General features: G+C 43.7%; 21 protein-coding genes and 5 pseudogenes. 5 read left to right on the forward strand and 21 right to left on the reverse strand.

Annotated elements, in window-relative coordinates:
- Positions 1 to 77: 77 nt before the first annotated feature.
- The 21 genes and pseudogenes from NYE49_RS20085 to NYE49_RS20185 form a co-directional block, all read right to left on the reverse strand.
- Entirely contained in the window at positions 78 to 1,226 is a 1,149-nt protein-coding gene (locus NYE49_RS20085) for a GDSL-type esterase/lipase family protein (protein WP_047183428.1), read from the reverse strand.
- Between the two features lie 371 nt (positions 1,227 to 1,597).
- Positions 1,598 to 1,726, reverse strand: a pseudogene (locus NYE49_RS20090) (hypothetical protein); the annotation flags it as partial.
- A 17-nt stretch (positions 1,727 to 1,743) separates the two neighbouring features.
- Entirely contained in the window at positions 1,744 to 2,196 is a 453-nt protein-coding gene (locus tag NYE49_RS20095) for a hypothetical protein (RefSeq protein WP_047183429.1), read from the reverse strand.
- A gap of 15 nt (positions 2,197 to 2,211) precedes the next feature.
- Positions 2,212 to 2,508: a YxiJ family protein gene (locus tag NYE49_RS20100; RefSeq protein ID WP_047183430.1), complete on the reverse strand. Its 297-nt coding sequence runs from the start codon at positions 2,506 to 2,508 to the stop codon at positions 2,212 to 2,214.
- A gap of 26 nt (positions 2,509 to 2,534) precedes the next feature.
- Positions 2,535 to 3,023 carry a DUF2716 domain-containing protein gene (locus NYE49_RS20105; RefSeq protein WP_080344243.1) on the reverse strand — a complete coding sequence of 163 codons (489 nt, stop codon included), beginning with the start codon at positions 3,021 to 3,023 and terminating at the stop codon, positions 2,535 to 2,537.
- A 17-nt stretch (positions 3,024 to 3,040) separates the two neighbouring features.
- Complete coding sequence (locus tag NYE49_RS20110; RefSeq protein WP_041338043.1) at positions 3,041 to 3,493, reverse strand: hypothetical protein; 453 nt, start codon at positions 3,491 to 3,493, stop codon at positions 3,041 to 3,043.
- Between the two features lie 72 nt (positions 3,494 to 3,565).
- Positions 3,566 to 3,892 (reverse strand): annotated as a pseudogene (locus tag NYE49_RS20115) (DNA-binding protein); the annotation flags it as partial.
- 119 nt (positions 3,893 to 4,011) lie between these two features.
- A complete protein-coding gene (locus tag NYE49_RS20120) occupies positions 4,012 to 4,428 on the reverse strand; it encodes a hypothetical protein (protein WP_047183596.1) in 417 nt (138 codons plus the stop codon).
- A gap of 50 nt (positions 4,429 to 4,478) precedes the next feature.
- A complete protein-coding gene (locus NYE49_RS20125; protein WP_250540416.1) occupies positions 4,479 to 4,766 on the reverse strand; it encodes a DNA-binding protein in 288 nt (95 codons plus the stop codon).
- A gap of 703 nt (positions 4,767 to 5,469) precedes the next feature.
- Complete coding sequence (locus tag NYE49_RS20130; RefSeq protein ID WP_047183597.1) at positions 5,470 to 6,399, reverse strand: DMT family transporter; 930 nt, start codon at positions 6,397 to 6,399, stop codon at positions 5,470 to 5,472.
- 151 nt (positions 6,400 to 6,550) lie between these two features.
- Positions 6,551 to 6,997 carry a universal stress protein gene (locus NYE49_RS20135; RefSeq protein WP_003227162.1) on the reverse strand — a complete coding sequence of 149 codons (447 nt, stop codon included), beginning with the start codon at positions 6,995 to 6,997 and terminating at the stop codon, positions 6,551 to 6,553.
- A gap of 102 nt (positions 6,998 to 7,099) precedes the next feature.
- Complete coding sequence (gene bglH, locus NYE49_RS20140) at positions 7,100 to 8,509, reverse strand: aryl-phospho-beta-d-glucosidase (RefSeq protein WP_015483909.1); 1,410 nt, start codon at positions 8,507 to 8,509, stop codon at positions 7,100 to 7,102.
- A 22-nt stretch (positions 8,510 to 8,531) separates the two neighbouring features.
- Entirely contained in the window at positions 8,532 to 10,361 is a 1,830-nt protein-coding gene (bglP, locus tag NYE49_RS20145) for a PTS beta-glucoside transporter subunit IIABC (RefSeq protein ID WP_041518130.1), read from the reverse strand.
- A gap of 337 nt (positions 10,362 to 10,698) precedes the next feature.
- Positions 10,699 to 11,163: pseudogene (locus NYE49_RS20150) on the reverse strand (DUF2247 family protein).
- A 620-nt stretch (positions 11,164 to 11,783) separates the two neighbouring features.
- The gene (locus NYE49_RS20155; protein ID WP_047183435.1) at positions 11,784 to 12,278 is read right to left on the reverse strand and encodes a hypothetical protein; all 495 of its coding nucleotides are present in this window, start codon (positions 12,276 to 12,278) and stop codon (positions 11,784 to 11,786) included.
- 3 nt (positions 12,279 to 12,281) lie between these two features.
- Positions 12,282 to 12,638: an HNH/endonuclease VII fold putative polymorphic toxin gene (locus NYE49_RS20160; RefSeq protein ID WP_250540427.1), complete on the reverse strand. Its 357-nt coding sequence runs from the start codon at positions 12,636 to 12,638 to the stop codon at positions 12,282 to 12,284.
- Positions 12,633 to 13,847, reverse strand: a pseudogene (locus NYE49_RS20165) (T7SS effector LXG polymorphic toxin); the annotation flags it as partial. The gene NYE49_RS20160 and the pseudogene NYE49_RS20165, both read right to left, overlap by 6 nt.
- 19 nt (positions 13,848 to 13,866) lie before the next feature.
- Complete coding sequence (locus tag NYE49_RS20170; protein WP_003218942.1) at positions 13,867 to 14,136, reverse strand: YwqI/YxiC family protein; 270 nt, start codon at positions 14,134 to 14,136, stop codon at positions 13,867 to 13,869.
- An 11-nt stretch (positions 14,137 to 14,147) separates the two neighbouring features.
- Positions 14,148 to 14,513: a DUF5082 family protein gene (locus NYE49_RS20175; RefSeq protein ID WP_014478447.1), complete on the reverse strand. Its 366-nt coding sequence runs from the start codon at positions 14,511 to 14,513 to the stop codon at positions 14,148 to 14,150.
- A 303-nt stretch (positions 14,514 to 14,816) separates the two neighbouring features.
- Positions 14,817 to 16,226, reverse strand: coding sequence for an arabinan endo-1,5-alpha-L-arabinosidase AbnB (gene abnB / locus NYE49_RS20180; protein WP_342410702.1), 1,410 nt, complete (start codon positions 16,224 to 16,226; stop codon positions 14,817 to 14,819).
- Between the two features lie 135 nt (positions 16,227 to 16,361).
- A pseudogene (locus tag NYE49_RS20185) lies at positions 16,362 to 16,524 on the reverse strand (hypothetical protein).
- Between the two features lie 297 nt (positions 16,525 to 16,821).
- On the opposite strand from NYE49_RS20185, the gene hutP reads away from it, so the two are divergent.
- From hutP to hutG, 5 genes are all read left to right on the forward strand, one after another.
- The gene (gene hutP, locus NYE49_RS20190; protein WP_003243875.1) at positions 16,822 to 17,268 is read left to right on the forward strand and encodes a hut operon transcriptional regulator HutP; all 447 of its coding nucleotides are present in this window, start codon (positions 16,822 to 16,824) and stop codon (positions 17,266 to 17,268) included.
- 112 nt (positions 17,269 to 17,380) lie between these two features.
- Complete coding sequence (hutH, locus tag NYE49_RS20195) at positions 17,381 to 18,907, forward strand: histidine ammonia-lyase (RefSeq protein ID WP_063335852.1); 1,527 nt, start codon at positions 17,381 to 17,383, stop codon at positions 18,905 to 18,907.
- Positions 18,904 to 20,562 carry a urocanate hydratase gene (gene hutU / locus NYE49_RS20200; protein ID WP_047183439.1) on the forward strand — a complete coding sequence of 553 codons (1,659 nt, stop codon included), beginning with the start codon at positions 18,904 to 18,906 and terminating at the stop codon, positions 20,560 to 20,562. Before hutH ends, hutU begins: the two co-directional genes overlap by 4 nt.
- Before the next feature lie 12 nt (positions 20,563 to 20,574).
- The gene (gene hutI, locus NYE49_RS20205) at positions 20,575 to 21,840 is read left to right on the forward strand and encodes an imidazolonepropionase (RefSeq protein WP_047183440.1); all 1,266 of its coding nucleotides are present in this window, start codon (positions 20,575 to 20,577) and stop codon (positions 21,838 to 21,840) included.
- Positions 21,833 to 22,792, forward strand: coding sequence for a formimidoylglutamase (gene hutG, locus NYE49_RS20210; RefSeq protein ID WP_128471946.1), 960 nt, complete (start codon positions 21,833 to 21,835; stop codon positions 22,790 to 22,792). The genes hutI and hutG overlap by 8 nt, the downstream gene beginning before the upstream one ends.
- Positions 22,793 to 22,831 lie beyond the last annotated feature (39 nt).

The raw sequence follows: 22,831 nt of genomic DNA on the forward strand, positions 1-22,831 counted from the left end.
AACTCCTGTCTCTTGCAGATGTTCTCATTATACTCTAATTGACGAAGGCATATGTGTTTTGTCGAAAATATGACGTGTTAAAAGCCATCGATTCCCTGGCGTTTTAGCTCCTGAACAGCCAATCGTGCCAGTGCGTCGGCCCCAGCGCGGTTCGGGTGCAGCGTGTCTCCATCCATATAAAGCCCGAGTGTTCTTTCCGGACCGATCGATGTAAAGTATGCCGAGCTGAGGACATTTAAGTCAATGAGATGTGTTTTTTCCTCTTCGGCCAAAGCTAAAATAGAGGCCCTGTACCATCTGTTTACAGACGAATGGATGCCTTCAGAAGTAAAATCGGTCGCCCGGCCCTGAGGCGTTGATAGGATGACGTCCGCTCCTTTCGCTTTCACCTGACGAATCATATCACGCATCATCTCTTTAAATTCTGCTTCAGATTCATTATGCTTCGGATTTGTGTCATTAATGCCAAGCTGCAATATAAAATAATCCCCCGGCTTGATATACTTCAGGATCGCCTCAAGCTGTCCATCATTTCTGAACCCTCTCGCGATCTGCCCGCCGGACGCCATGTTTCTCACTTGAAAGGTGTGTTTATCGATATAGTGAGGCAGCATCTGCCCCCAGCCCGCCTGCTTGCTGCTGTTGAGCGGATAATAATTGCACACCGTCGAGTCGCCGCCGACATAAATGGTTCGGTTCGTCACCGGCTGATCAGACAATTTCTTGATTTTCAAGGCGCTGAGCGTAAAAGCGGTGCCAGCTTTTCCCTCTGTCACCAGCAGATTCAGCTGCCCGTCGGTGACAGGTATTTGGAACGTATCCTCCGCGCCATCCCCTGTCATATTAATGACCTGAAACACGCCCTCCGCCGCCACACTGGCCCTTGCCGTATTGCCAAGCGTCACCTTCACCTCATAAAGCCCATTCGGGAGATCCACATTAAACGTGTTATTGCTTTTCGTCCCATACGCTAAAAACTGAACCGCATCCCTCTTCACACCAGTCCCGGATGCCGCCACATCCTTCATATTCTCCGGTGTTTGAAAACCGTAGCCCTTTGACCGATCATACCGATCAGACGCCCTGACACCAATGTAATCAGGCTCCACTGAACCGCTTCCAAAGTCAAACTGATACACCTTCGGCTCCGCTGCCTTCACCCTCTCATTCCCGCCAAAACACAGCATCAGCATCATCACAAAAACCGCTGCCATCCATTTTTTCATCAAGACTCCCCCTCTATGAAAACGAATACATTAATGCATACTCGGTGATTGTTTCTTTATGATGACTGAATGCAGAAAAAAATGGCGTTGAAAAATAAAATTGATGTGCCATATTTAAAAAGGGGGGTCTCAAGCAAAAAAGGGGAAAATCAGTGTGACTTCTTGTCACACTTGATCACATCCCAACCTCCGCAATAGAAACTCATCTGATCTTCTTGATCATACACATAATAACGGAGTCTTTCCCATTGATCGTCAGTCGGTTCAATCTCCAACTCAACCGCATCGATGGATTCAAGGTCATCCAGCTTTGATGCACTAATGTCTTCAAACCGCAAATGAATGTCACAGGTTTGAGCTGATAGTTTTAATTCAAACACAGGAATTTGAATATAACGATCATCTTCTTTCATATAGAAAGAAAACTCGTTTAATGTAAATGGACCTGTATCCTCATCAGAAAGATGCTTTTTCAATTTCTCGTATTGTGAGATATTCAAATGAATTCCTCCTATTCTTAGTTACCGCCAACCATATAGATGTCTACAGCATCGTATTCAAACCACATGATCCGTTCGCCTGAGTCCGTTAGGCACTGGAGTTTGCCTTCGGAAAAATAGTTTTTATCCGGTTGAGGATCAGTGATTAGAAAAACATCATCATTGATGGAAGCTAACAGAAATAGAAAACCTGCAATATCCCGGTCTGCTCTCTGTAATATGGATTGAAAATGGAACTCTGGTTTCGCCAGTTTTGTCACCTTGTAAGCATGACCTTCAAAATACTCGGACAGGTCTTCTATAAATGAACCAGTCGTTATTACCTGTATCATGATTCGATCGTAGGCAAGCCCTTCCCAAAAACGATAAAACGACTCTGCATCTTCAAGTTCGTATGACGTAACAACTTGGCCAGACTTAAGATCGATCATGTCCAAATTGCCAATACTGCTTATAGAGGTTATTTCCATAAAATCTTCCCCTTATCAGTTGGATAGCGCAACGCAAATCTCTTGTCTGACTTGTTCATACAATAATATGTGACAATACAAATCGGTATCGTTTTTAATCATGGCCGTCGAGATTTCAGGATACAGCTCAAAAAAGCTTTTCTCCAACGAACGCCGCTGATGCCTGGGCATCCTTTTATTCGCCAGCACATAATCCAAACTGCCATCAACTAGCATAAAAAACTCATAGATTTCCGCTTCAAATTCGTACAGTTCATCAGGGTATGCCTTTTCTTCAAGCTCTTGCTGTCTTTTTCTCAGTTTTTCAAACATGCTGATCCCCTCCCTTCGCAACAATCTCATTTATCTTGAAACAAGATAGGCGGATCATTATCTATCGCCTCCAACAGCTCTTCACCAAACACAGTGATTGTCAATTTCCACGGGTCTCCCAAAAGTCCCCAGGAGAAGTCCTGATGAAAAAAGAAATAATAGTCTCCATTTGGAAATACGGGAACAGGCCATTCGCCAAATTCATCCTGAGGCATTGTCTGTTGAGGGCTAAAGATATATCCGTCATGCTGCCAGTCTAATGCGTACATCACATCGTGTTTTCCAGTACATGATTGAAATGCTTTTAAAATCGAAGTCTCTAAATCATTCAGCACTCTGACCACATCATCATTACTGGCTTTACCGCTCATCCCGCTTGAAATATCAAACACTTGATATGGATCAGGCGGGATGATGTGATGACATCTGCTTCCGGGTTTCCATTTTATGAGCTTGTTCACTTCTGACCAGATGCGTTCTTGTTTTGTCTGACTTAAAGCGTGCCAATTCATCATAATCTCATCCCTATACCTTATTGGATATCCTGCTTATAAACACCAGAAGAGGTCACTGCGTAAACAGCGTTACTTGTCAGTTTCAGCTGTTGAACATCTAGGGCTTCACCGTTCGAGTCACAGCATGTTATCTCTTCCATCTCTTGACTCACATCGGCAGAAATCAAATAAAGAGACGACTCAAGCTCTTCACTGTAACAATTGAACGTCCCAACCAAAAAACCTTCTTCAGATATCGCAAGCTGATAAAATGCTTCTGAGTTCGGCTCTTTATCCGACAGAATCCATACCCGTCTCACGACCGTGTCGTCAAACGCGGCAATGACTGCATCTCCGTAATACAGCATATAAATCAAGCCGTTTTTTTCTGCAAGTCCATAACAATCATCTACAGCCGGCGCATCCATTTCTTCGAGCTTTCTATCAATGTGTATTTCCTTCTGCTGACCATCTAACGTAAAACACCACACACTATGGCCGTTGGAATTTTCATCATCATAAATGCCTTCATCATTTAAACCGACCCAAAGGTTTTGTTTCTCATCCAAAAGACAGCAGGAAACCCCTGAAGGCAAGTGAAAAGCACTTTTCACCCTTCCCTCTTCTGAAAAAACCTTTACCTTCGGCTCGTACGATTCGTAATAAACGAAGACATAGCCATCTGCACATTGTTGAAAGAGCAGGATATCACTGTATGAAATCTGCTCTTTCACTTTAAAAACCCGAATATCACCGGAAGGATCATAGATTGAAATGGTGATATCTCCTTTCATACCTTTTCCAATGTAGACACGCCCCTGTGCATCGGCATGGAAAAAACAATCTTGGGTGTCCATGTTGATGATTTTATTCATTTTTAATTTTTTCATTTGTTATGCTCCTAGGTTAGAAATGAAGTGATAATTATGCATTTATTAGCTATTAGTAACGGACAGCCTAGTTTCATTAATCGTTTTGATATAAAGCTACTTTCCAATTCAGTCTTAAATCATTTAGTGTTTAATTGGTATGCATAAAACGATTGATCATCAAAGCGAACTGTTTCAGCTTCAATAGCAATCAGCATTCTGTTCATGTCAATGAGAAAGTTAGCATTTGATTGATACTCCGGAATTAAAGAATTTGATAGATTCCCGATTCCTTCTGGATGATAACTCATCTCAAATACTTGCCAATTGTATTCTTCCGGATCTATTTTTTCCAATCTCATGTCGCCAACATCTGCACTATAATAAGCGGATGCCACATTTTGAAATGAAATTTTATGCGTATATTCACCCTCATCTTCAAAAACCTTAATATCAAGTGAGAGTTCTTTTTTAAACACATTAAAATCTAAATGAAGAACACTGCACCCCTCATCTATATAATCAATCCATTCATTAATCGTTTGATACATTGTCATCCCCTGCTTCTTTTTAATCAATAGCGCCTTGCCACCAAGCAGAAAACAAATTACTCCGTATATTGTTTGATCCAATCATTTAAATCATCTGTTGAATGTAAATAAGTTTCAGGAGAATCTTTCAAATCAATTCCGCTTAAAAGGATTAACATATCCCAGACTCTATCGTTTTTTACTTCAGGGTCATCCGCATAAATATAAGTTCCCGCCCAATCTGACACTTCTTCTCTTGTTGTTTGTCCATTTAAGACACTTTTGATTTTATTTATGCATTCAAGTAGTTTTGGCACGGTCAAATTGATCACCACGCACTCAATCTTCGTTTGATATACCGACAATCTATTTATTTTATTAAAGCCTGCTGAGCAATCAGATGATCAACAGACAATTCGGTAAAAGATCCTCTACCGAATGAATTCTATTATTCGCTTTGAAGATCCAAACAATTTATTTAATACTTGTTAAATGTTATTTAGAATATTTTCTCTGTTTCTTGACCCTATTCTTATAATCTCGGAGTCTATTATTTCTATACGTCAGAAGACAACATTCAGTAAATCTTTAACAAGTGTTTTTTCTGTTAAATAAACTCTGCTCAATATATCCTTTAACTAACATCTTTTTTAGTAAAATGATATTCTCATGAGCAACATTTGCATTTTTAAATTCTTCTGCTGATGTTTTCATAAAAGAAATTTTTTTATGATTAAATAAAGTATTAGTTTTTAAATTAGAGTATATATAATCATTACTATCGTTTTTTGATACCAAGTAAGTTTTCAATATATTGTATGCTCTATTGTTTTATATTCTTTTTCAAGCCCATCATAGTCATTAAGAGTTGATATTTCATCAAAATAGTACATTCACTTTTCCTTTTACTAATTGAGAAAGCCTTTTTTTCGCACCAATAATTTGAAATAACTGTATTATTGATTTAACATGTTAGCTTCATTGGAATAGGATTACAATATTTTTCTGGAATGTTTATGTTATTTTAAGAATCAAAAAAAGGCCGCATAGGCCTTTTTACATTTTCCATTATTGCATTTGTTCAATATCCGTACCCTCAGCTGCCACATTCCCCTGCCTCCTGACAAGCGTCAAGGCCATGCCCGCAAAGATCAGCACGATGCCAAGCGTTTGATAGAGGTCAGGGCGGAAGCCTGTGAAGACGGTATCGAGCACGATCGCGACAGCGGGGTCGAGAAATACAATGATTGAAATAAATTTCGTTGATAAAAATCGCAAACTGTCAAAAAACAGCAAATATACAATACCCGTATGGATGATGCCGGTAGATACCACCATAATCCAGTTTCCCTGAGATAGATCAGCAAAAGCGCCAAAGTGAATAAACGGAATCAGGATGATAACCCCTAAACCCGTCTGCAAGAAGGTGGTCGTGTAAGGACTGAGATTGTGAATGCCTTTTCCCAATAAAGTGGTGAACGCATAAAACAGTGCGGCGAGAACTGCCCATATGATCCCTGATCCCATCAGCTGTGTCAATGAAGTGCTGCCGTTAATCCCGGAAATCAGCGCAGTTCCCAGAAAGCAGATGATAATGGAGCTGACGGAGATCACATTTAATTTCTCTCTGTAGAAGAAGCTCCCCAGAAGAAGAACAAGCACCGGCGCTAGATGATAAACGGAGATGGCAATTGTAACGGACGTTTCTTCAAAAGACTTAAATAAAAACACCCAGTTGAATACAAGAAAGAAACCGCACGCCAATGTTTGCAGCACGTCTCTCTTGCTCCATTTTTCAGTTTTATACTGGCCGGACGCCAGCCAGCAAAGGCCTAAAAACAGCGTCGCGCAAAGGCAGCGGACAAAGACCAATTCAAATGACGGCAGATTGGTATGCTCTGAGAAAAAGCCGATGGAGCCGAAAATCACCATAGAGATGACCATTTTGATTACGGCTGTTGATTTTTGTTTTGGTGTGATTGAGAGATCTTGCTGCATCAAGCGTATTCTACCTCCAGTACTGCATGGTATAAATACTTTTTAATAAATTCAGAAATCTACACATAGAATTCCTCTTTTTTACATGTGGATATTATAACACTTCTATTCTAAATAGAAAAAAGCGCCCGAGGGCGCTTTTTTTACAAATCTATCGAACAATCAAAACCGGGCATGTTGATAATTGAGACACTTTATGGCTGACGCTTCCAAGCATCATTTCTTTCAGGCCGCTGATCCCCCGGCTGCCAACTACAATCAGGCTGACGCCTTTCTCTTTTGCGTGATTTAGTATCTCATGCGCCGGCTCGCCATTCGCGTAAATGGTTTCAGCTTGAACGCCTTTTTCGGCTGCTTTTTCTTTTGCATTTTCAAGGATTTTCAGGCCCTCTTTTTTAACCTCGTTCCTGATTTCATCAATAAAGTGTTCAGGCACATAGACAATTCCCGTCAGAGAAGAAGTCGTGACGACGGCTTCTCTCCCCACATGAAGAATGCTTAGTTCCGCTTGCTGCTCTTTTGCCAAATGCACCGCGGCATCAAGCGCTTTTGCACTCATGTCTGATCCGTCAATCGCTACTAACATTTTGTTAAACATGCTCTTCCCGCCTTTCGGACTGTGGGTGGTTCATCTTTCTCTTTTATTGTCCGCCTGCATTTCGTTATTGTCAATTGAAGCGCATGAGTTTTCAAAAAATTGTCAGAGACTCTCTCCGTTTGTGGCGATAACCTGCTGATACCAGTTGAAGCTTTTTTTCTTGATGCGATTAAATGTTCCATGTCCTTCATTGTCCCGGTCCACATAAATGAAGCCGTAGCGTTTTTTCATTTCCGCGGTAGATGCGCTGACAAGGTCAATTGGCCCCCATGATGTGTATCCGATTAATTCAACGCCGTCTGCAATGGCTTCGCGCGCTTCAATTAAATGATCACGCAGATAGTTGATTCTGTAATCGTCCTGAATCGTGCCGTCCTCTTCAACCTTGTCTACAGCGCCAAGGCCATTTTCAACAATGAACAGCGGCTTCTGATAACGGTCGTATAAGGTGTTGAGCGTGATGCGCAAGCCTTTCGGATCAATTTGCCAGCCCCATTCTGATGATTTGAGGTAAGGGTTTTTGACTCCGCCCAGCAGGTTGCCCCCTGACTTTGCAAGCTCTTCCGGATCTGTGCTCGCCGCCATCGACATGTAGTAGCTGAATCCAATATAATCCACCGTATGTTCTTTCAAGAGCTCTTCATCGCCTTCAGCCATTTCAATTTCAATATTGTTTTCTGCCAGATAGCGTTTCATATATCCCGGGTATGCGCCTCTTGCCTGAACATCTGAGAAGAAAAGTGTTTTGCGCTCATTCTCCATTGCCGCGAAGACATCCTCCGGCTTAGAAGTCATCGGATAGGTTGTCGTTGCCGCTATCATACAGCCGATTTTCGAATCAGGAATGATGTCGTGGCCCGCTTTGACAGCAAGAGCACTGGCCACAAATTGGTGGTGTGCCGCCTGGTACATCGCGTTTAATTTGTTTTCTCCTTCTTCAAAAACAAGGCCGCCTCCGGTAAATGGCGCATGGAGCACCACGTTAATTTCATTGAACGTCATCCAATACTTCACTTTGTGTTGATAGCGTTTGAAAACCGTTTTGGCATAGCGTTCATAAAACTCTATGACTTTGCGATTCTTCCAGCCTCCATAATTTTTCACTAAACCGAGCGGCATTTCATAATGAGAGATGGTTACGACAGGCTCAATATGATGCCTTAACAGCTCATCAAACAGATCATCATAAAAGCTGAGGCCTTCTTCATTGGGCTCCTCTTCATCGCCATTCGGAAAAATTCTCGTCCACGCAATCGATGTGCGGAACGCCTTAAATCCCATTTCTGCAAATAAGGCGATATCCTCTTTATAACGATGATAAAAGTCAATCCCGTTGTGATACAGATTCAAGGAAGTCATTGATTCATCAAATGGAGACATGATCCCGTTCGGCGATACGTCAGCTGTCGAAAGCCCCTTACCACCCTCGTTATAAGCACCCTCCACTTGGTTGGCAGCAACTGCGCCGCCCCATAAAAATCCTTCTGGAAATCGTTTTGCGTTTGAACTCATATTGATCACCCCATTAGTTTTTTCAAGATAAAGCAAGCAGCGCTTCTTTTGTCTGCACTTTACCGATCTCTTTTACCGGCGAAAATGAATATTGGTCTGTGTTGGTCACGATCACCGGGGTAATGACGTCATATCCCGCGGCTTTGATTTGCTCCAGATCAAAGGACACGAGCGGATCTCCCGGTGCGACCTTGTCGCCTTCTTTGACGTGAGCCGTGAACCATTGTCCCTCCAGCTTCACCGTGTCCAATCCAATGTGTATGAGTATTTCAGCTCCCTGATCACTCGTAATGCCAATTGCGTGTTTTGTTTTAAAAATGGTGGTAACGCTTCCACGAACAGGCGACACAACTTCTCCTTCTTCAGGCTCAATGGCGAATCCTTTTCCCATGATCCCGGCAGAAAACACTCCGTCTTTGACTTCACTTAATGCTTTCACTTCTCCCTTAATCGGGCTGTGAATGATCTCTCTGCTGCCTTCATGCACTGCCGGCTGCTGGCTGCCGTCAGAAGGCACATCCTCGAATCCAAGCAAATACGCAGCTGCTGTTCCCGCCGCAAACGCAATCACAAGGCCGATCATCGCGTAAATAAACGTTGGGCCGATAAAGACAGGGATGCTCGGGAGACCTGCATTACCTCCGACGATATAGGAAGCAACACCCGTCATGCCGTAAAACGCGCCACCGGCTGCACCGCCAATCAAAGCGGCCGCAAACGGCTTTTTCAATCGCATATTCACGCCGTACATCGCAGGTTCTGTAATCCCCATCAGCGCCGTGATGCTTGTGGTAAGCGCGAGTGATTTAAATTTTTTGTTTCTGGAGCGAAGGAAGACGGCAAATGATGCTCCCGCCTGCCCCATATTCGCCAAAAACATAGCCGGCAGTAAATAATCGTGGCCGTTTTGAGCGATGTTGTTGATCATGATCGGCACAAAGGCATAGTGCATGCCCGTCATAATGATTAAAGAGAATGTACCAGCCAGCAAAATCATCGCCACAAGCCCTGCATGATCAAACAAATAATTGACCCCAGAAGACAAGTATTCTCCTAAAATAGCGCCAAGCGGACCGACTGTAATCAATGTCAGCGGCACGACAATCAATAGCGTGAATGTCGGAACCACAATCAATTTGAGAGATGCGTGTGTAAAACGGTCAATCCATTTTTCCACGTATGAAGCAATCCAAATCGCCAGCAAAATCGGGATGACCGTTGACGAATAAGTGGCAGCGGTTACAGGAAGCCCAATAAAGGAAATCGGTTTCCCCGCACCGAGCAGGGCTGTCAAATCCGGATGCAGGATCGCCGCCGCAATGGCAGCCGCTACGTACGGATTGCTTCCGAATTTTCTCGCCGCACTCATCGCTAGCAGGAGCGGCAGGAAGTAGAACGCGCCGTCACCGACAGCCGTCAAAATGACATGAACCTGGCTCTTCTCCGCCATCCAGCCAAACGTAACTGCCAACGCAACAAGCCCTTTGATCATCCCCGCTCCCGCAATCGCAGGCAGAATCGGGGTAAACACACCAGAAATCACATCAAAGACCGCACTCAGCACATTCTTTTTCTGAGAGGATGAACCAGCGCTCTTTTCATCACTGAGATTGCTGTGCCGCACAATCGCCTGATACACCTTCGGCACATCGTTTCCGATAATGATTTGAAACTGCTCGCCGCTGATATTGGTGCCCATCACTCCAGGCAGCTGCTCCAACTGACTGCGATCCGCCTTCGAATTGTCATGAAGATTAAAACGCAGCCTCGTCATGCAGTGAATCACGCGCTGAACGTTGTCTTCACCGCCTACGAGTTGTAATATGTCCTTCGATAATTTATCATAATCCATGTATATACCTCCTTTTTATGGGGGGACTGCTGGAAGAAAGGTGGCCGCCTTTCACCAGCTTTTTTTCTATCAAATGCTGCATCACCTCCTAAAAGAGAATAAAAAAAACCTAAATGACACAGATTGCGAGAGTCTCCTCCTGCACCTGCACCATTTAGGTTTTGCCTGCTTTCGCAGTAACAATCCTGACGGGTCGTTTTATTTGTTTGTAGGTATACTTTAGCACTAGACTTGCGGGATGTCAACGCTTTCATTTTTGGTGTTGACTAAGGTGATTGCTCAATAAGGACTATTTTTTATAACGGTAAGCCATTTTGTATATTTTGTTTTTTCCTTACTAAAAAATCTTGAAATTGCATAATCTATTTATATTTTTTTCATAGGAATGTAAATGCGAGTTACACCCGTTATTAAAAGGATGATAATGAATAAAACCCGCCATATCTTCAGGGTAATTCATATCTGCATAAACTTCCGCAAGCTTGCTCAAAAGTTCAATTCCATGATCACTATACTTTGATTTTACTTCAAGAAGAATAACATATCTCCATTTTCTTTTTTCAATAGCATAGAAACTATTTTCTTCAACTCGTAATATATTCAAAATGGCTTCTTCAATATCATCCTTGTCTCCCCAAGCCAGTTCTAGAATTTCTTCTTGTTATACACCGGGATGGTTCATCAAATATTCAACAGCATAATTCATTACTTCAATTTTGTTTATCCACCCTTGCTTCAACCCAACGTAAAGAGTTTTCCAATCGTCATTTACATGATGTACTTTGAAAGTATTTAAAGCGATTTTTAATTTCTAACATCCTTGCTTTCATATATGTCATTAAACAAAAATAATTCCAAGTTGCTTTTTAAATATAACCTTTACCTTTGGTTCGTTATGAATATATATAAATAGATCAGAATTACATCTCTTTAATTGAGTAACATTTATAAACTTAGATTCAAAAACAAGCAACTCATTGAAGGTGAGACTTAGATTGCACTCCAAAGCGTATACATCCATTGTCAGAATCAGTTTAAAGCCTTTCATATCTTGGATAGAGTATATGAATATTTCTGCAAGGGGATCACTCACCACGCTTATTGGCTCACTATCAAACAGTTCTAATAAATCATATTCATTATAAAAGGTAAAAATTACTAACCGCCCCTTACTTTTTATTGTCGCTAGAAAAAGATGATAATTGTCAAAAACCTTGAAAGGTGCTCCCTTCAAGGTTTTTCTTTATTTTAATTCCTCTTCTAATATGTTGATTTCAATAATGATTCATTTATTTATCTTAATAAAAATTAATGATTCATTTATTTATCTTAATAAAAATTCATTACCCATATTCTGCACTCTCTATCATTAACATAAATAAAAAGACATTTCTTCAACTGTTGTTCAATATATAAAAACCTTTATTTTTTATTTTTTTTAGATAATCCCCAGACACAAAATTCATAGTGATATTCTGTCCGTTCTATACATAATCCGAATTTGAAATCTTCTGATGTAAGAATAAAATCTCCATATCCAATTGAAAATTTTGTGATTTCGAGCACTTTGTCCAAATTTATAAATATTTCGTCTAAAGATAATAAAACAGCCTCTATTTCGTTTTCCCTAAAAAAAAGTAGCCTTGCTTCATTTGAACCCAATTCCACATTCTCAAAAGTATCCTTTAATAATTGAATAGATTTTTGAATATTCTCTATATAATCAGTACCTTGTATTTGTACTTTATTCTGCTTTGTGTCAAGAATTGAAAATGCTTTTTTGCAGAACAGCTCGTTTTCTTCAATATCTAAAAAGGAATCCTCAGTTATATGTAAGAAATCTAATTCTCTAATTAAATTTTTTCTTCTACTTTTCCTTTTTAGAAGTTCCATCTTTTTAACTCTCTCGTTATTCAAGTTTTAATCACCTTTTTTCTTAAACTTTCCTTTATTTTTATAACCTTCAAAATCCTCTGGTGAGTGACCAGGATACTGATTATATCTTCCTTTTTCTAGCGGATTACCTTTTAAATCATCAGCACCGTGAAAGTGGGGCCCCCGACCAAGTTTGTCTTCTCTATGCTCTATAATATATTTTTTCTTACCATCTACTTCAAATTCATATACCCTTCTATTCTCACTTGTTCCATCAAAAACGTCTACTGGCTTCTTATGTTGAGAAGAGTTAGGTATTCCTGCTCTCCTTTTGGCATCTCTAAAGGCTCCATTTTTAGTTAGTACCTTGTCATTTTTATTTTTCTTTGTACCTTTTTCAATCTTAGAAGCCTTCTTCGTCTTTATCTCACCATTAATTAACTTATATATATTAAATTTTTGCAACTTAGCTATTTTCGAAATTGGTACCGCGTGAACAGTTGCAACAATCCGATCTTTACTCGAGACTTTTTCGCCTGTTATAGGATCTCTGCCTGTAGCAGCTCTAAACAGATCATTTATACCTGAAAACTCTACAGCTGTCTCTAAAATTTTCACATATCCATTCTCATCCACTTTAATGTCCGAAAGCGAGACGACAGGTTCAAGCTTCATGTCATTACCAGATATGTATACATTGTAAAGTGTATCATTATAAACGACTTGCTTAACCTCTGCATTTGAGAAATCAGTTTTTATATGTTCTCTATGTTCACTCGTATTATACACTTTACCATTGATAACGATGATATTTTTACTTACCTTTTTAGAATGACCCGTTTTGACAACCGAATCCACTTTAGACTTTTCATTCTCGGCTAGTTTCTTCAGCATCATCTCCATCGGTGAATCATCCGCCTGCTTCATTTGCGGGTTAATCGCGCCGAAGGTTTGGTTGATGTTTTCTTCTTCCTGCGATTTCAAGATGGAGCCGCTTTTATAGCCTGTAATTTCAATTTTCGGGCCGGTGTACATGGTTTCGAGCTGGTCTATATATTTTTTCATCGTTTGAAAATCTGATTTTGCGGTTTCTAGTGCTTGGGTTTGCTGGCCGTCAAATTGAAAGAGCTTATTCAGGGTGTCCGAAATCAGCCGCTCAGCCTGTTCTGTTTCCATTCGGAAAAAGGTATCATTGACTGCCGGCAGGCTGACGATGTGATCTATGGCTGATGTCTGGCGATTGACTGCATCAGTGAGCTGCTCTGTCACTTCTCGTGCATGCTTGACCCCATGTCTCGCATCGTGTGAGAGAAAAGCCTCTGCAATCATGCCGTGAGAGTCAGATTCTACAGAGGAAATCGCATGCTGTGTTTGTTTCAGCACTTTTTTGTATTCGCCGATAAACATGCCAAAGAAAAGGAGAAAAGGCTTGTGGCACTCCTCGTAAAAGGTCCGGATGGCATCTCCGCCTTTTCCTTTCAGCGCATCCTTCATGCCTGCCAGATGCTCAACGCTTTTTTCCAGCTTCTCCAGCTGTTGTTTTTGCTTGTCCAGTTTCTCAATCGTATGCTGAATGCCCTCGTGAAGAGCGTGGACATCTAATGTTTTCAATCCCTTGTCCTCCCGCGCTTTATTTCATGGAAGATGATATGTTTTCGTCCGTTTCCTTCATGGCGTTTACCGCGCTTTCCGTTTGTGCGATATGCTTGGCCAGAACAGACGCATATGCTTCAGTGAGCTCTTTGATGTCCTTATTTAATTGCTCGATGGACTTTACAACATTCAAATGGTTTCTGCCTGAGAGATGGCCGGGTAAGGAGGACTTGAGTTCAGCTGAATTCTTGAGCTGAGAAAGCCCTTGCTTCACTGTGCCATACACCATTTTAATTTCCTGTGCCATTTGTGCTCACCTCACTTTTTATGTTTTTCCTTCTCTATTTCATGCTCTATCCTCGTAATTTGGCGTCTTATGGAATAGACATCGCCCTCTAATGAGTGGATTTTTCCTTCTATGCTTTCGATGATTCCGCTGACTTGATCGCTTTTGATTTGCTGATATGCTTTGTTCATTCCTTCACGAATATCTTCAAACCGCTGAGCATGTGTTCCTCTCCATGCCTCCCGGTTAAGATGAGGTCGGTGAATGAGATGCTGGGCCTCAGAGAAATCGTGTTTGATTTGCCTAATTTCGTGCAGCACTCGTTTTAATTGATGGATCTGTTCCTGCTTTTCATGTAAGTCGGCTTTTACCGAATGTAACAACATTTCACTATGCATGCCGCAACACCTCGTGTTTCTATCAAACTGTGTCAATTCTTTACAATACAGACTATTTTCATATTACATGATGGGTCATATTGGATAAATAGGTAAAAAGGATTGTCTTGAGGAACTTTATCCCGGTTCTAAATAGCTAAAAATTCAATTTCATAACTTTGTAAGAGGGAGAATCATCATGATGGGGACTTTTCATTTAGGTCTTGAACCCCGCTATCACTTCTGTTTTTCTCTCGCTCAACCATTTCTTATAGTCAATAAAGCTCATAAAAAAGCGCCTTCTCTAGAAGGCGCTTCTCCATCTTATTTAGATCCCCAAACAGCCTCACCGCCGCCATTCAACACACTAAACGTCATGACGTTCTTCTCTCTCATCGAATCCCACTGGCGTAAAAATACGCCATTATACTTCTTGCCAGCTAACATAAGTTCAGCTGTATTTTTTCCGATTTTCTTCCATGTTCCAGTCATTTCCCCGGAAATGGTGTGGTTTTTGTTGAGCTGGATGTTGATGGTTTTTTTGATGTCGGCTGAGATGTCTTTTCCGTGCTGGATGAGTTTGTATGTTCCTGTGATATCTTTTTGTTTTACTTCTTTCAGTGTTTCGCCCGCATAACGATATGGTGCTGCTACCGGCCAGCCGTCTTTGTTCATGAACAATTGGTGGACTCTGACTTCGTGTTCTTCACCTCTGCCCGGGAAGCGGGTGTGGAAGATTAAATAGGAACGCCCGGTTTTTTCGTCATAATATGCAGAGTTGTGGCCTGGTGAGACGTACCCGGTTCCTTTTTCATTTTCTGTTTCAAAAGTGTAACTGCCCATGAGTTTGACGCCGTATGGTTCGATGGAACGGTCGTCGAAGAATGTGCCTTCTTTGCCGCGGACGTCGAGCATTGGATTGCCTTCTGCATCATAGTAAGGACCGTCTGGTTTCTTGGAGCGGGCCACACGTATGTTATAGCCGCCTGTTGCATCAAGGCCGCCGAATGACAGATATAAGTAGTAGTATTGGGTGTCTGGATTGTAGAGAACATACGGGCCTTCGATTCTGCTGTGGTTGCCACCGAGCAGTTTTTTGCCGTAGCCCTGCCCAGGAAGCGGGAAGCCCGTTTTCGGATTCATTTCAAGTATGAAAATGCCGCCTGAGTATGATCCGTACACCATCCACAGCTTGCCGTCTTTATCAAAGAAGGTATGCGGGTCGACGACATTCGGGTGTTTGGTTGCGTCATACGGTGTTCCATCGCTGCTTGTGCCTTCCATTCCTGATTTCAAAAAGATGCCTTTGTTTTTGTATGGGCCTTCGATGTTGTCAGCAACGGCAACACCCATGGCGGATCTTGGTGAGTCGCCGCGGCAGGCGTTGTAGTACATGTAGTATTTGCCGTCCGCCAGCTGCGTGACGTCAGCCGCCCAAAGAGTATCGGATTGCGCCCATTCGAAGGTTTCTTTTAATTCTTCATAGACATTCGGGATAAGTGGGTTGTCGTTGCTTACGCTGGTGGTCAGCTGCTGCCATTGCATGAGGTCATTTGTTTTTGCTGAAGCGAGATGAGATCCAAAAACATAAAAGGTGCCGTTTGTTTCAATGATGGAAGGGTCATGGACGCTGACTTCTTTAAAAATAGGTTTTTGTGCATTGGCGGAGTTTGGGAGGGTGAAGGCCATGATAAGAGCTGCAAGAAAACATACACGAAACAATCGGTTGAACATCTAAACAATTCGCCTCTCTTTTTCATTAAATTTTAAACGCTTACATTTCTCTATGAAGAAACCCCGGCCTATTAAAACAGCCGAATGTTTTCATATTCAAACAGATAGGTGATTTCTCACTGTTCTCTTACATAGTCAGACTGATGTCTGGCTGTTTTGCGCAGAACTGCTGCTTGCATATCCTCTCCTTCATAGTTCAACTCTTTTGCTGTTTCTCCTTCTTTCATCACTCTGTTTTTCATTCGCGTACATGTAATAACTGCTTTGTCAGGTTTTGCATCGACTGTGATACAGCCATTTCGTTGTCGGCGTTTTTTAAGATGATGCCTGATTTTCGGCTGGCTCTTTAGAAAATGCCTTGCGAAAAATACGACTTAGTAAACACATATTGAGAGTAAGACAGCGGCGCTTGCCTCCTTGTCTGGATATCGTGTGCAATCGCTGAAAAAACCTGTTCTGCTCTCTGCGTCGCGCTATTACAATAGCAATCTAACTTGTTAAAGACTGTAAAAAATCTTTTGACTTCTGCTGCTGAACCAATTAATATAATACTCAGTTAATAGTTATCAGAATTTTTAGGAATTGAGTGATTCATATGACACTGCATAAAGAGCGTCGGATCGGACGGCTGTCTGTTCTCCTGCTGCTGAATGAGGCGGAAGAGAGTACGCAGGTTGAGGAGCTGGAGCGAGACGGATGGAAGGTCTGTCTTGGCAAGGTAGGATCAATGGACGCGCATAAAGTAGTAGCCGCAATTGAAACCGCTTCCAAAAAGAGCGGTGTCATTCAATCTGAGGGTTATCGGGAGTCACATGCGCTTTATCATGCGACGATGGAGGCTTTGCATGGCGTGACCAGAGGTGAAATGCTGCTGGGATCGCTGCTTCGGACGGTGGGCTTGAGGTTTGCCGTTTTGAGGGGAAATCCTTATGAAAGTGAAGCGGAAGGCGATTGGATTGCTGTCTCGCTTTACGGAACAATCGGGGCGCCGATTAAAGGTCTTGAGCACGAGACATTCGGTGTTGGAATTAATCACATATGAAACAGCCCATAGATCTTAGACGATAGGGGGCTATGCGTGAAAACAGATGTTCACAGCATAGCTCCTTTTTGTATGGGCGCTTTACTAAAGTAAAGAAAAAGGAGTTGGGCTTATGGTGACTTTAGACGGTTCTTCATTGACAACAGCCGACGTCGCTCGTGTGCTGTTTGATTTTGAGGAGGCAGCGGCTTCCGAGGAAAGTATGGAGCGCGTGAAAAAAAGCAGAGCGGCAGTGGAACGGATTGTACGCGACGAAAAGACAATCTACGGCATCAACACCGGATTTGGCAAATTCAGCGATGTCCTGATTCAGAAAGAAGACTCGGCGGCGCTGCAGCTAAATTTAATCCTTTCTCATGCCTGCGGAGTCGGCGACCCTTTTCCTGAGTGTGTTTCCAGGGCAATGCTGCTTTTGCGCGCCAATGCGCTGTTAAAAGGCTTTTCCGGTGTACGCGCTGAGCTGATCGAACAGTTGCTTGCTTTTTTAAATAAACGCGTCCATCCTGTCATCCCCCAGCAGGGATCACTTGGCGCAAGCGGAGATCTGGCGCCGCTTTCCCACCTGGCGCTTGCGCTGATCGGACAAGGAGAAGTCTTTTTTGAGGGGGAAAGAATGCCGGCAATGACAGGCTTGAAAAAAGCAGGTATTCAACCGGTAACGCTGACATCCAAGGAAGGGCTTGCCTTGATTAACGGGACTCAGGCCATGACTGCAATGGGAGTGGTCTCATACATTGAAGCTGAAAAACTAGCCTATCAAACTGAGCGCATTGCCAGCTTAACGATTGAAGGGCTGCGGGGAATTATAGATGCGTTTGATGAGGATATTCACTTAGCCCGCGGCTATCAGGAGCAGATCGATGTCGCAGAACGAATTCGCTTCTATCTATCTGACAGCGGCCTGACAACCTCTCAGGGAGAACTGCGGGTCCAGGATGCCTATTCATTGCGCTGTATTCCGCAAGTACACGGTGCGACTTGGCAGACGTTAGGCTATGTCAAAGAAAAATTAGAGATTGAAATGAATGCCGCTACGGACAATCCTCTTATTTTCAATGACGGTGACAAAGTGATTTCTGGCGGAAACTTTCACGGACAGCCGATCGCCTTTGCCATGGATTTTCTAAAAATCGCAATATCAGAGCTTGCGAATATCGCAGAGCGCAGGATCGAACGACTTGTGAATCCGCAGCTGAATGACCTGCCGCCGTTCCTGAGCCCTCATCCCGGTCTGCAATCCGGTGCGATGATCATGCAGTATGCCGCGGCCTCACTCGTTTCTGAAAATAAAACATTGGCCCACCCAGCAAGTGTGGATTCTATTCCGTCATCCGCCAACCAAGAGGACCATGTCAGCATGGGAACCATCGCCGCTCGGCATGCTTATCAGGTGATCGCAAATACAAGGAGAGTCATTGCAATCGAAGCCATTTGCGCATTGCAGGCGGTTGAATACAGAGGCATAGAACATGCAGCGTCCTATACGAAACAGCTTTTTCAGGAAATGAGAAAAGTCGTGCCGTCCATTCAGCAGGACCGTGTTTTTTCCTATGACATTGAACGCTTGACTGACTGGCTGAAGAAAGAATCTTTAATACCTGATCATCAGAATAAAGAACTAAGGGGGATGAACATATGACTGATGTAAAAAAATCAATCCGTGCCAACAGAGGAACAGAGCTTGAATGCTTAGGATGGGAGCAAGAGGCAGTGCTTCGGATGCTTCGAAACAACCTTGATCCAGAAGTCGCCGAGAAGCCGGAAGACCTCATCGTATATGGCGGGATTGGCAAAGCCGCACGGGATTGGGACGCTTTTCACGCCATTGAGCATTCCTTGAAAACATTAAAAAATGATGAAACATTGCTCGTGCAATCCGGAAAACCCGTTGGCATGTTCCGTACACACCCGCAGGCCCCGCGCGTGCTCCTAGCAAATTCTGTTCTTGTTCCGAAGTGGGCAGACTGGGAGCATTTCCACGAACTTGAGAAAAAAGGGTTAATGATGTACGGACAGATGACGGCTGGCAGCTGGATTTACATTGGCTCACAAGGCATATTGCAAGGAACCTATGAAACCTTCGCTGAGCTGGCGCGACAGCACTTTGGAGGCAGCTTAAAAGGAACATTGACGCTGACAGCGGGTCTCGGCGGAATGGGAGGCGCACAGCCGCTGTCTGTCACGATGAATGAAGGCGTCGTCATTGCTGTCGAGGTTGACGAAAAACGCATCGACAAGCGGATCGAAACAAAATACTGCGATCGAAAAACAGCATCGATTGAGGAAGCCTTAGCTTGGGCTGAAGAGGCAAAGCTGGCAGGAAAACCTTTGTCCATTGCACTTCTCGGAAACGCAGCTGAGGTGCATCACACACTTTTGAACCGAGGCGTCAAAATTGATATTGTGACAGATCAGACATCTGCCCATGACCCTTTAATCGGTTATGTTCCCGAGGGCTATTCACTTGATGAAGCTGACCGTTTGCGTCAAGACAATCCAGAGCTTTACGTGCGCCTTGCGAAGCAAAGCATGAAAAAACATGTCGAAGCCATGCTGGCCTTTCAGCAAAAGGGCTCTATTGTATTTGACTACGGCAACAATATCCGGCAAGTCGCAAAGGATGAAGGGCTGGAGAATGCCTTCGATTTTCCGGGGTTTGTCCCTGCCTACATCCGCACCTTATTCTGTGAAGGAAAAGGGCCGTTCCGCTGGGCGGCGCTTTCCGGAGATCCGGCAGATATTTACCGTACGGATGCGTTATTAAAAGAGCTGTTCCCAACAAATAAAGCCCTTCACCGCTGGATTGATATGGCACAGGAAAAAGTCACCTTCCAAGGCTTGCCGTCCCGTATTTGCTGGCTTGGATATGGAGAACGAAAAAAGATGGGCCTCGCCATTAACGAGCTGGTTAGAACCGGGGAGCTAAAAGCGCCTGTCGTTATTGGGAGAGATCATTTGGACTGCGGGTCTGTCGCCTCTCCAAACCGGGAGACAGAAGCGATGAAGGACGGAAGTGACGCTGTCGGTGATTGGGCTGTGCTAAATGCGCTTGTCAACACGGCGGCGGGTGCAAGCTGGGTTTCCTTCCACCATGGCGGCGGCGTCGGAATGGGCTATTCCCTGCATGCCGGCATGGTTGCAGTGGCCGATGGAAGTGAGCTGGCTGACGAGCGGCTCGCGCGGGTCTTAACGAGCGACCCAGGAATGGGCATTATCCGTCATGCGGATGCGGGTTATGAACGTGCCGTTGAAGTAGCGAAAAAACAGGACATTATCGTGCCGATGCAAAAATAAAGGAGTGATGACATGCCAAAGCAAATTGATACGATTCTCATCAACATCGGTCAGCTTTTGACGATGGAAAGCAGCGGCCCGCGGGCAGGCAAAAGCATGCAGGATCTTCATGTGATCGAAGACGCTGTTGTCGGCATCCATGAACAGAAAATTGTGTTCGCCGGACAAAAAGGGGCTGAAGCCGGTTACGAGGCAGACGAAATCGCTGACTGTTCGGGACGCCTTGTAACGCCTGGCCTCGTTGATCCGCACACCCATCTTGTATTTGGCGGATCTCGTGAAAAGGAGATGAACCTTAAGCTTCAGGGCATTTCATATTTGGATATTCTGGCGCAGGGCGGCGGAATTCTGTCTACAGTCAAGGATACCAGGGCGGCTTCAGAAGAAGAGCTGCTGCAAAAAGCCCATTTTCATCTGCAAAGAATGCTGTCCTACGGCACAACCACAGCAGAAGTGAAAAGCGGCTACGGCTTGGAAAAAGAGACAGAGCTCAAACAGTTGCGTGTCGCAAAGAAACTGCATGAAAGCCAGCCTGTTGACCTTGTTTCCACATTTATGGGAGCCCATGCGATTCCTCCCGAATATCAAAACGATCCAGATGAATTTCTGGATCAAATGCTTTCCCTTTTGCCGGAAATCAAAGAGCAGGAGCTCGCCAGCTTTGCTGATATTTTTACAGAAACAGGCGTTTTTACAGTCAGCCAATCCCGCCGTTATTTACAAAAAGCAGCTGAGGCAGGCTTCGGATTAAAAATACACGCAGATGAAATCGATCCGCTTGGAGGTGCTGAATTAGCAGGTGAGCTAAAGGCCGTCTCAGCCGACCATTTGGTAGGTGCATCGGACGAAGGCATAAAGAAATTGGCTGAGGCAGGAACGATCGCCGTCCTCTTGCCGGGCACGACATTTTATCTTGGCAAAAGCACATACGCCAAGGCTAGAGCTATGATTGATGAAGGTGTATGTGTCAGCTTGGCAACGGATTTTAATCCTGGCAGCTCGCCGACTGAAAATATCCAGCTGATTATGTCCATTGCCGCGCTTCATCTGAAAATGACTGCAGAAGAAATATGGCATGCGGTCACAGTCAATGCCGCATACGCCATAGGGAAAGGAGAGGAAGCCGGTCAGCTCAAAGTCGGCCGCTCAGCTGATCTAGTCATTTGGCAAGCCTCGAACTATATGTATATTCCGTATCACTACGGGGTCAATCATGTACATCAAGTCATGAAAAACGGAACAATTGTTGTCAACAGGGAGGGAGCTATTTTTGGATAAGTACCCTTTTCTCAGAGAGGCTGGGTCTTCGTTTAAGGACCGGGATGTCACAAAAATGAGCGACCTGATCGCAACATGGGACGGCCAAGACATTAAGGGACCGGCGTTGATAGGTGTCCCCCTATCAAAATCCTCCATCAGTCATTCAGGCGCTTCCTTTGCACCCGGAACAATACGCCAGGCTCTGAAACATTCATCAGCCTATTCTGCTGAGCTTGGAGAGCATGTCGTATCAGAGCTTCTATATGACCTGGGGGATATCGATATTCATGTCACTGATATCGTAAAGTCACATCATCACATTTTCCAAACCATGCACGCTCTGCTTTCGGACCATCCGGATTGGGTGCCGCTCATACTTGGGGGAGATAACTCTATCAGCTACTCCACCATAAAAGCGATAGCACAAACAAAAGGAACGACAGCAGTGATTCAATTTGATGCCCATCACGATGTTCGCAATACGGAGGACGGGGGGCCGACAAACGGCACCCCCTTCCGCCGCCTTTTGGATGAAGAGATTATTGAAGGTCAACATTTGATCCAACTGGGTATCAGAGAATTCAGCAACAGCCAGGCCTATGAAGCATATGCAAAAAAACATAACGTGAACATTCACACGATGGACATGATCCGGGAAAAAGGGCTCATCTCCACGATAAAAGAGGTTTTGCCAGCCGTTCAAAATAGAACAGATTTCATTTTTATTTCTGTTGACATGGATGTCTTAGACCAGTCCCATGCACCCGGCTGTCCAGCGATTGGCCCGGGCGGCCTCTATACAGACGAATTGCTTGAAGCAGTCAAGTACATCGCACAACAGCCCAATATTGCCGGGATTGAAATTGTTGAAGTCGATCCTACCCTCGATTTTCGAGATATGACAAGCAGAGCTGCAGCTCATGTTCTGTTACACGCATTAAAAGGAATGAAACTCTCCCCATTCAAGTGATCTTCTGGCAGGTTGTATTTTGGGTATAAGAACTCATCT

The sequence above is a fragment of the Bacillus sp. FSL L8-0358 genome (assembly GCF_038593095.1).
GTDB classification, from domain to species: domain Bacteria; phylum Bacillota; class Bacilli; order Bacillales; family Bacillaceae; genus Bacillus; species Bacillus subtilis.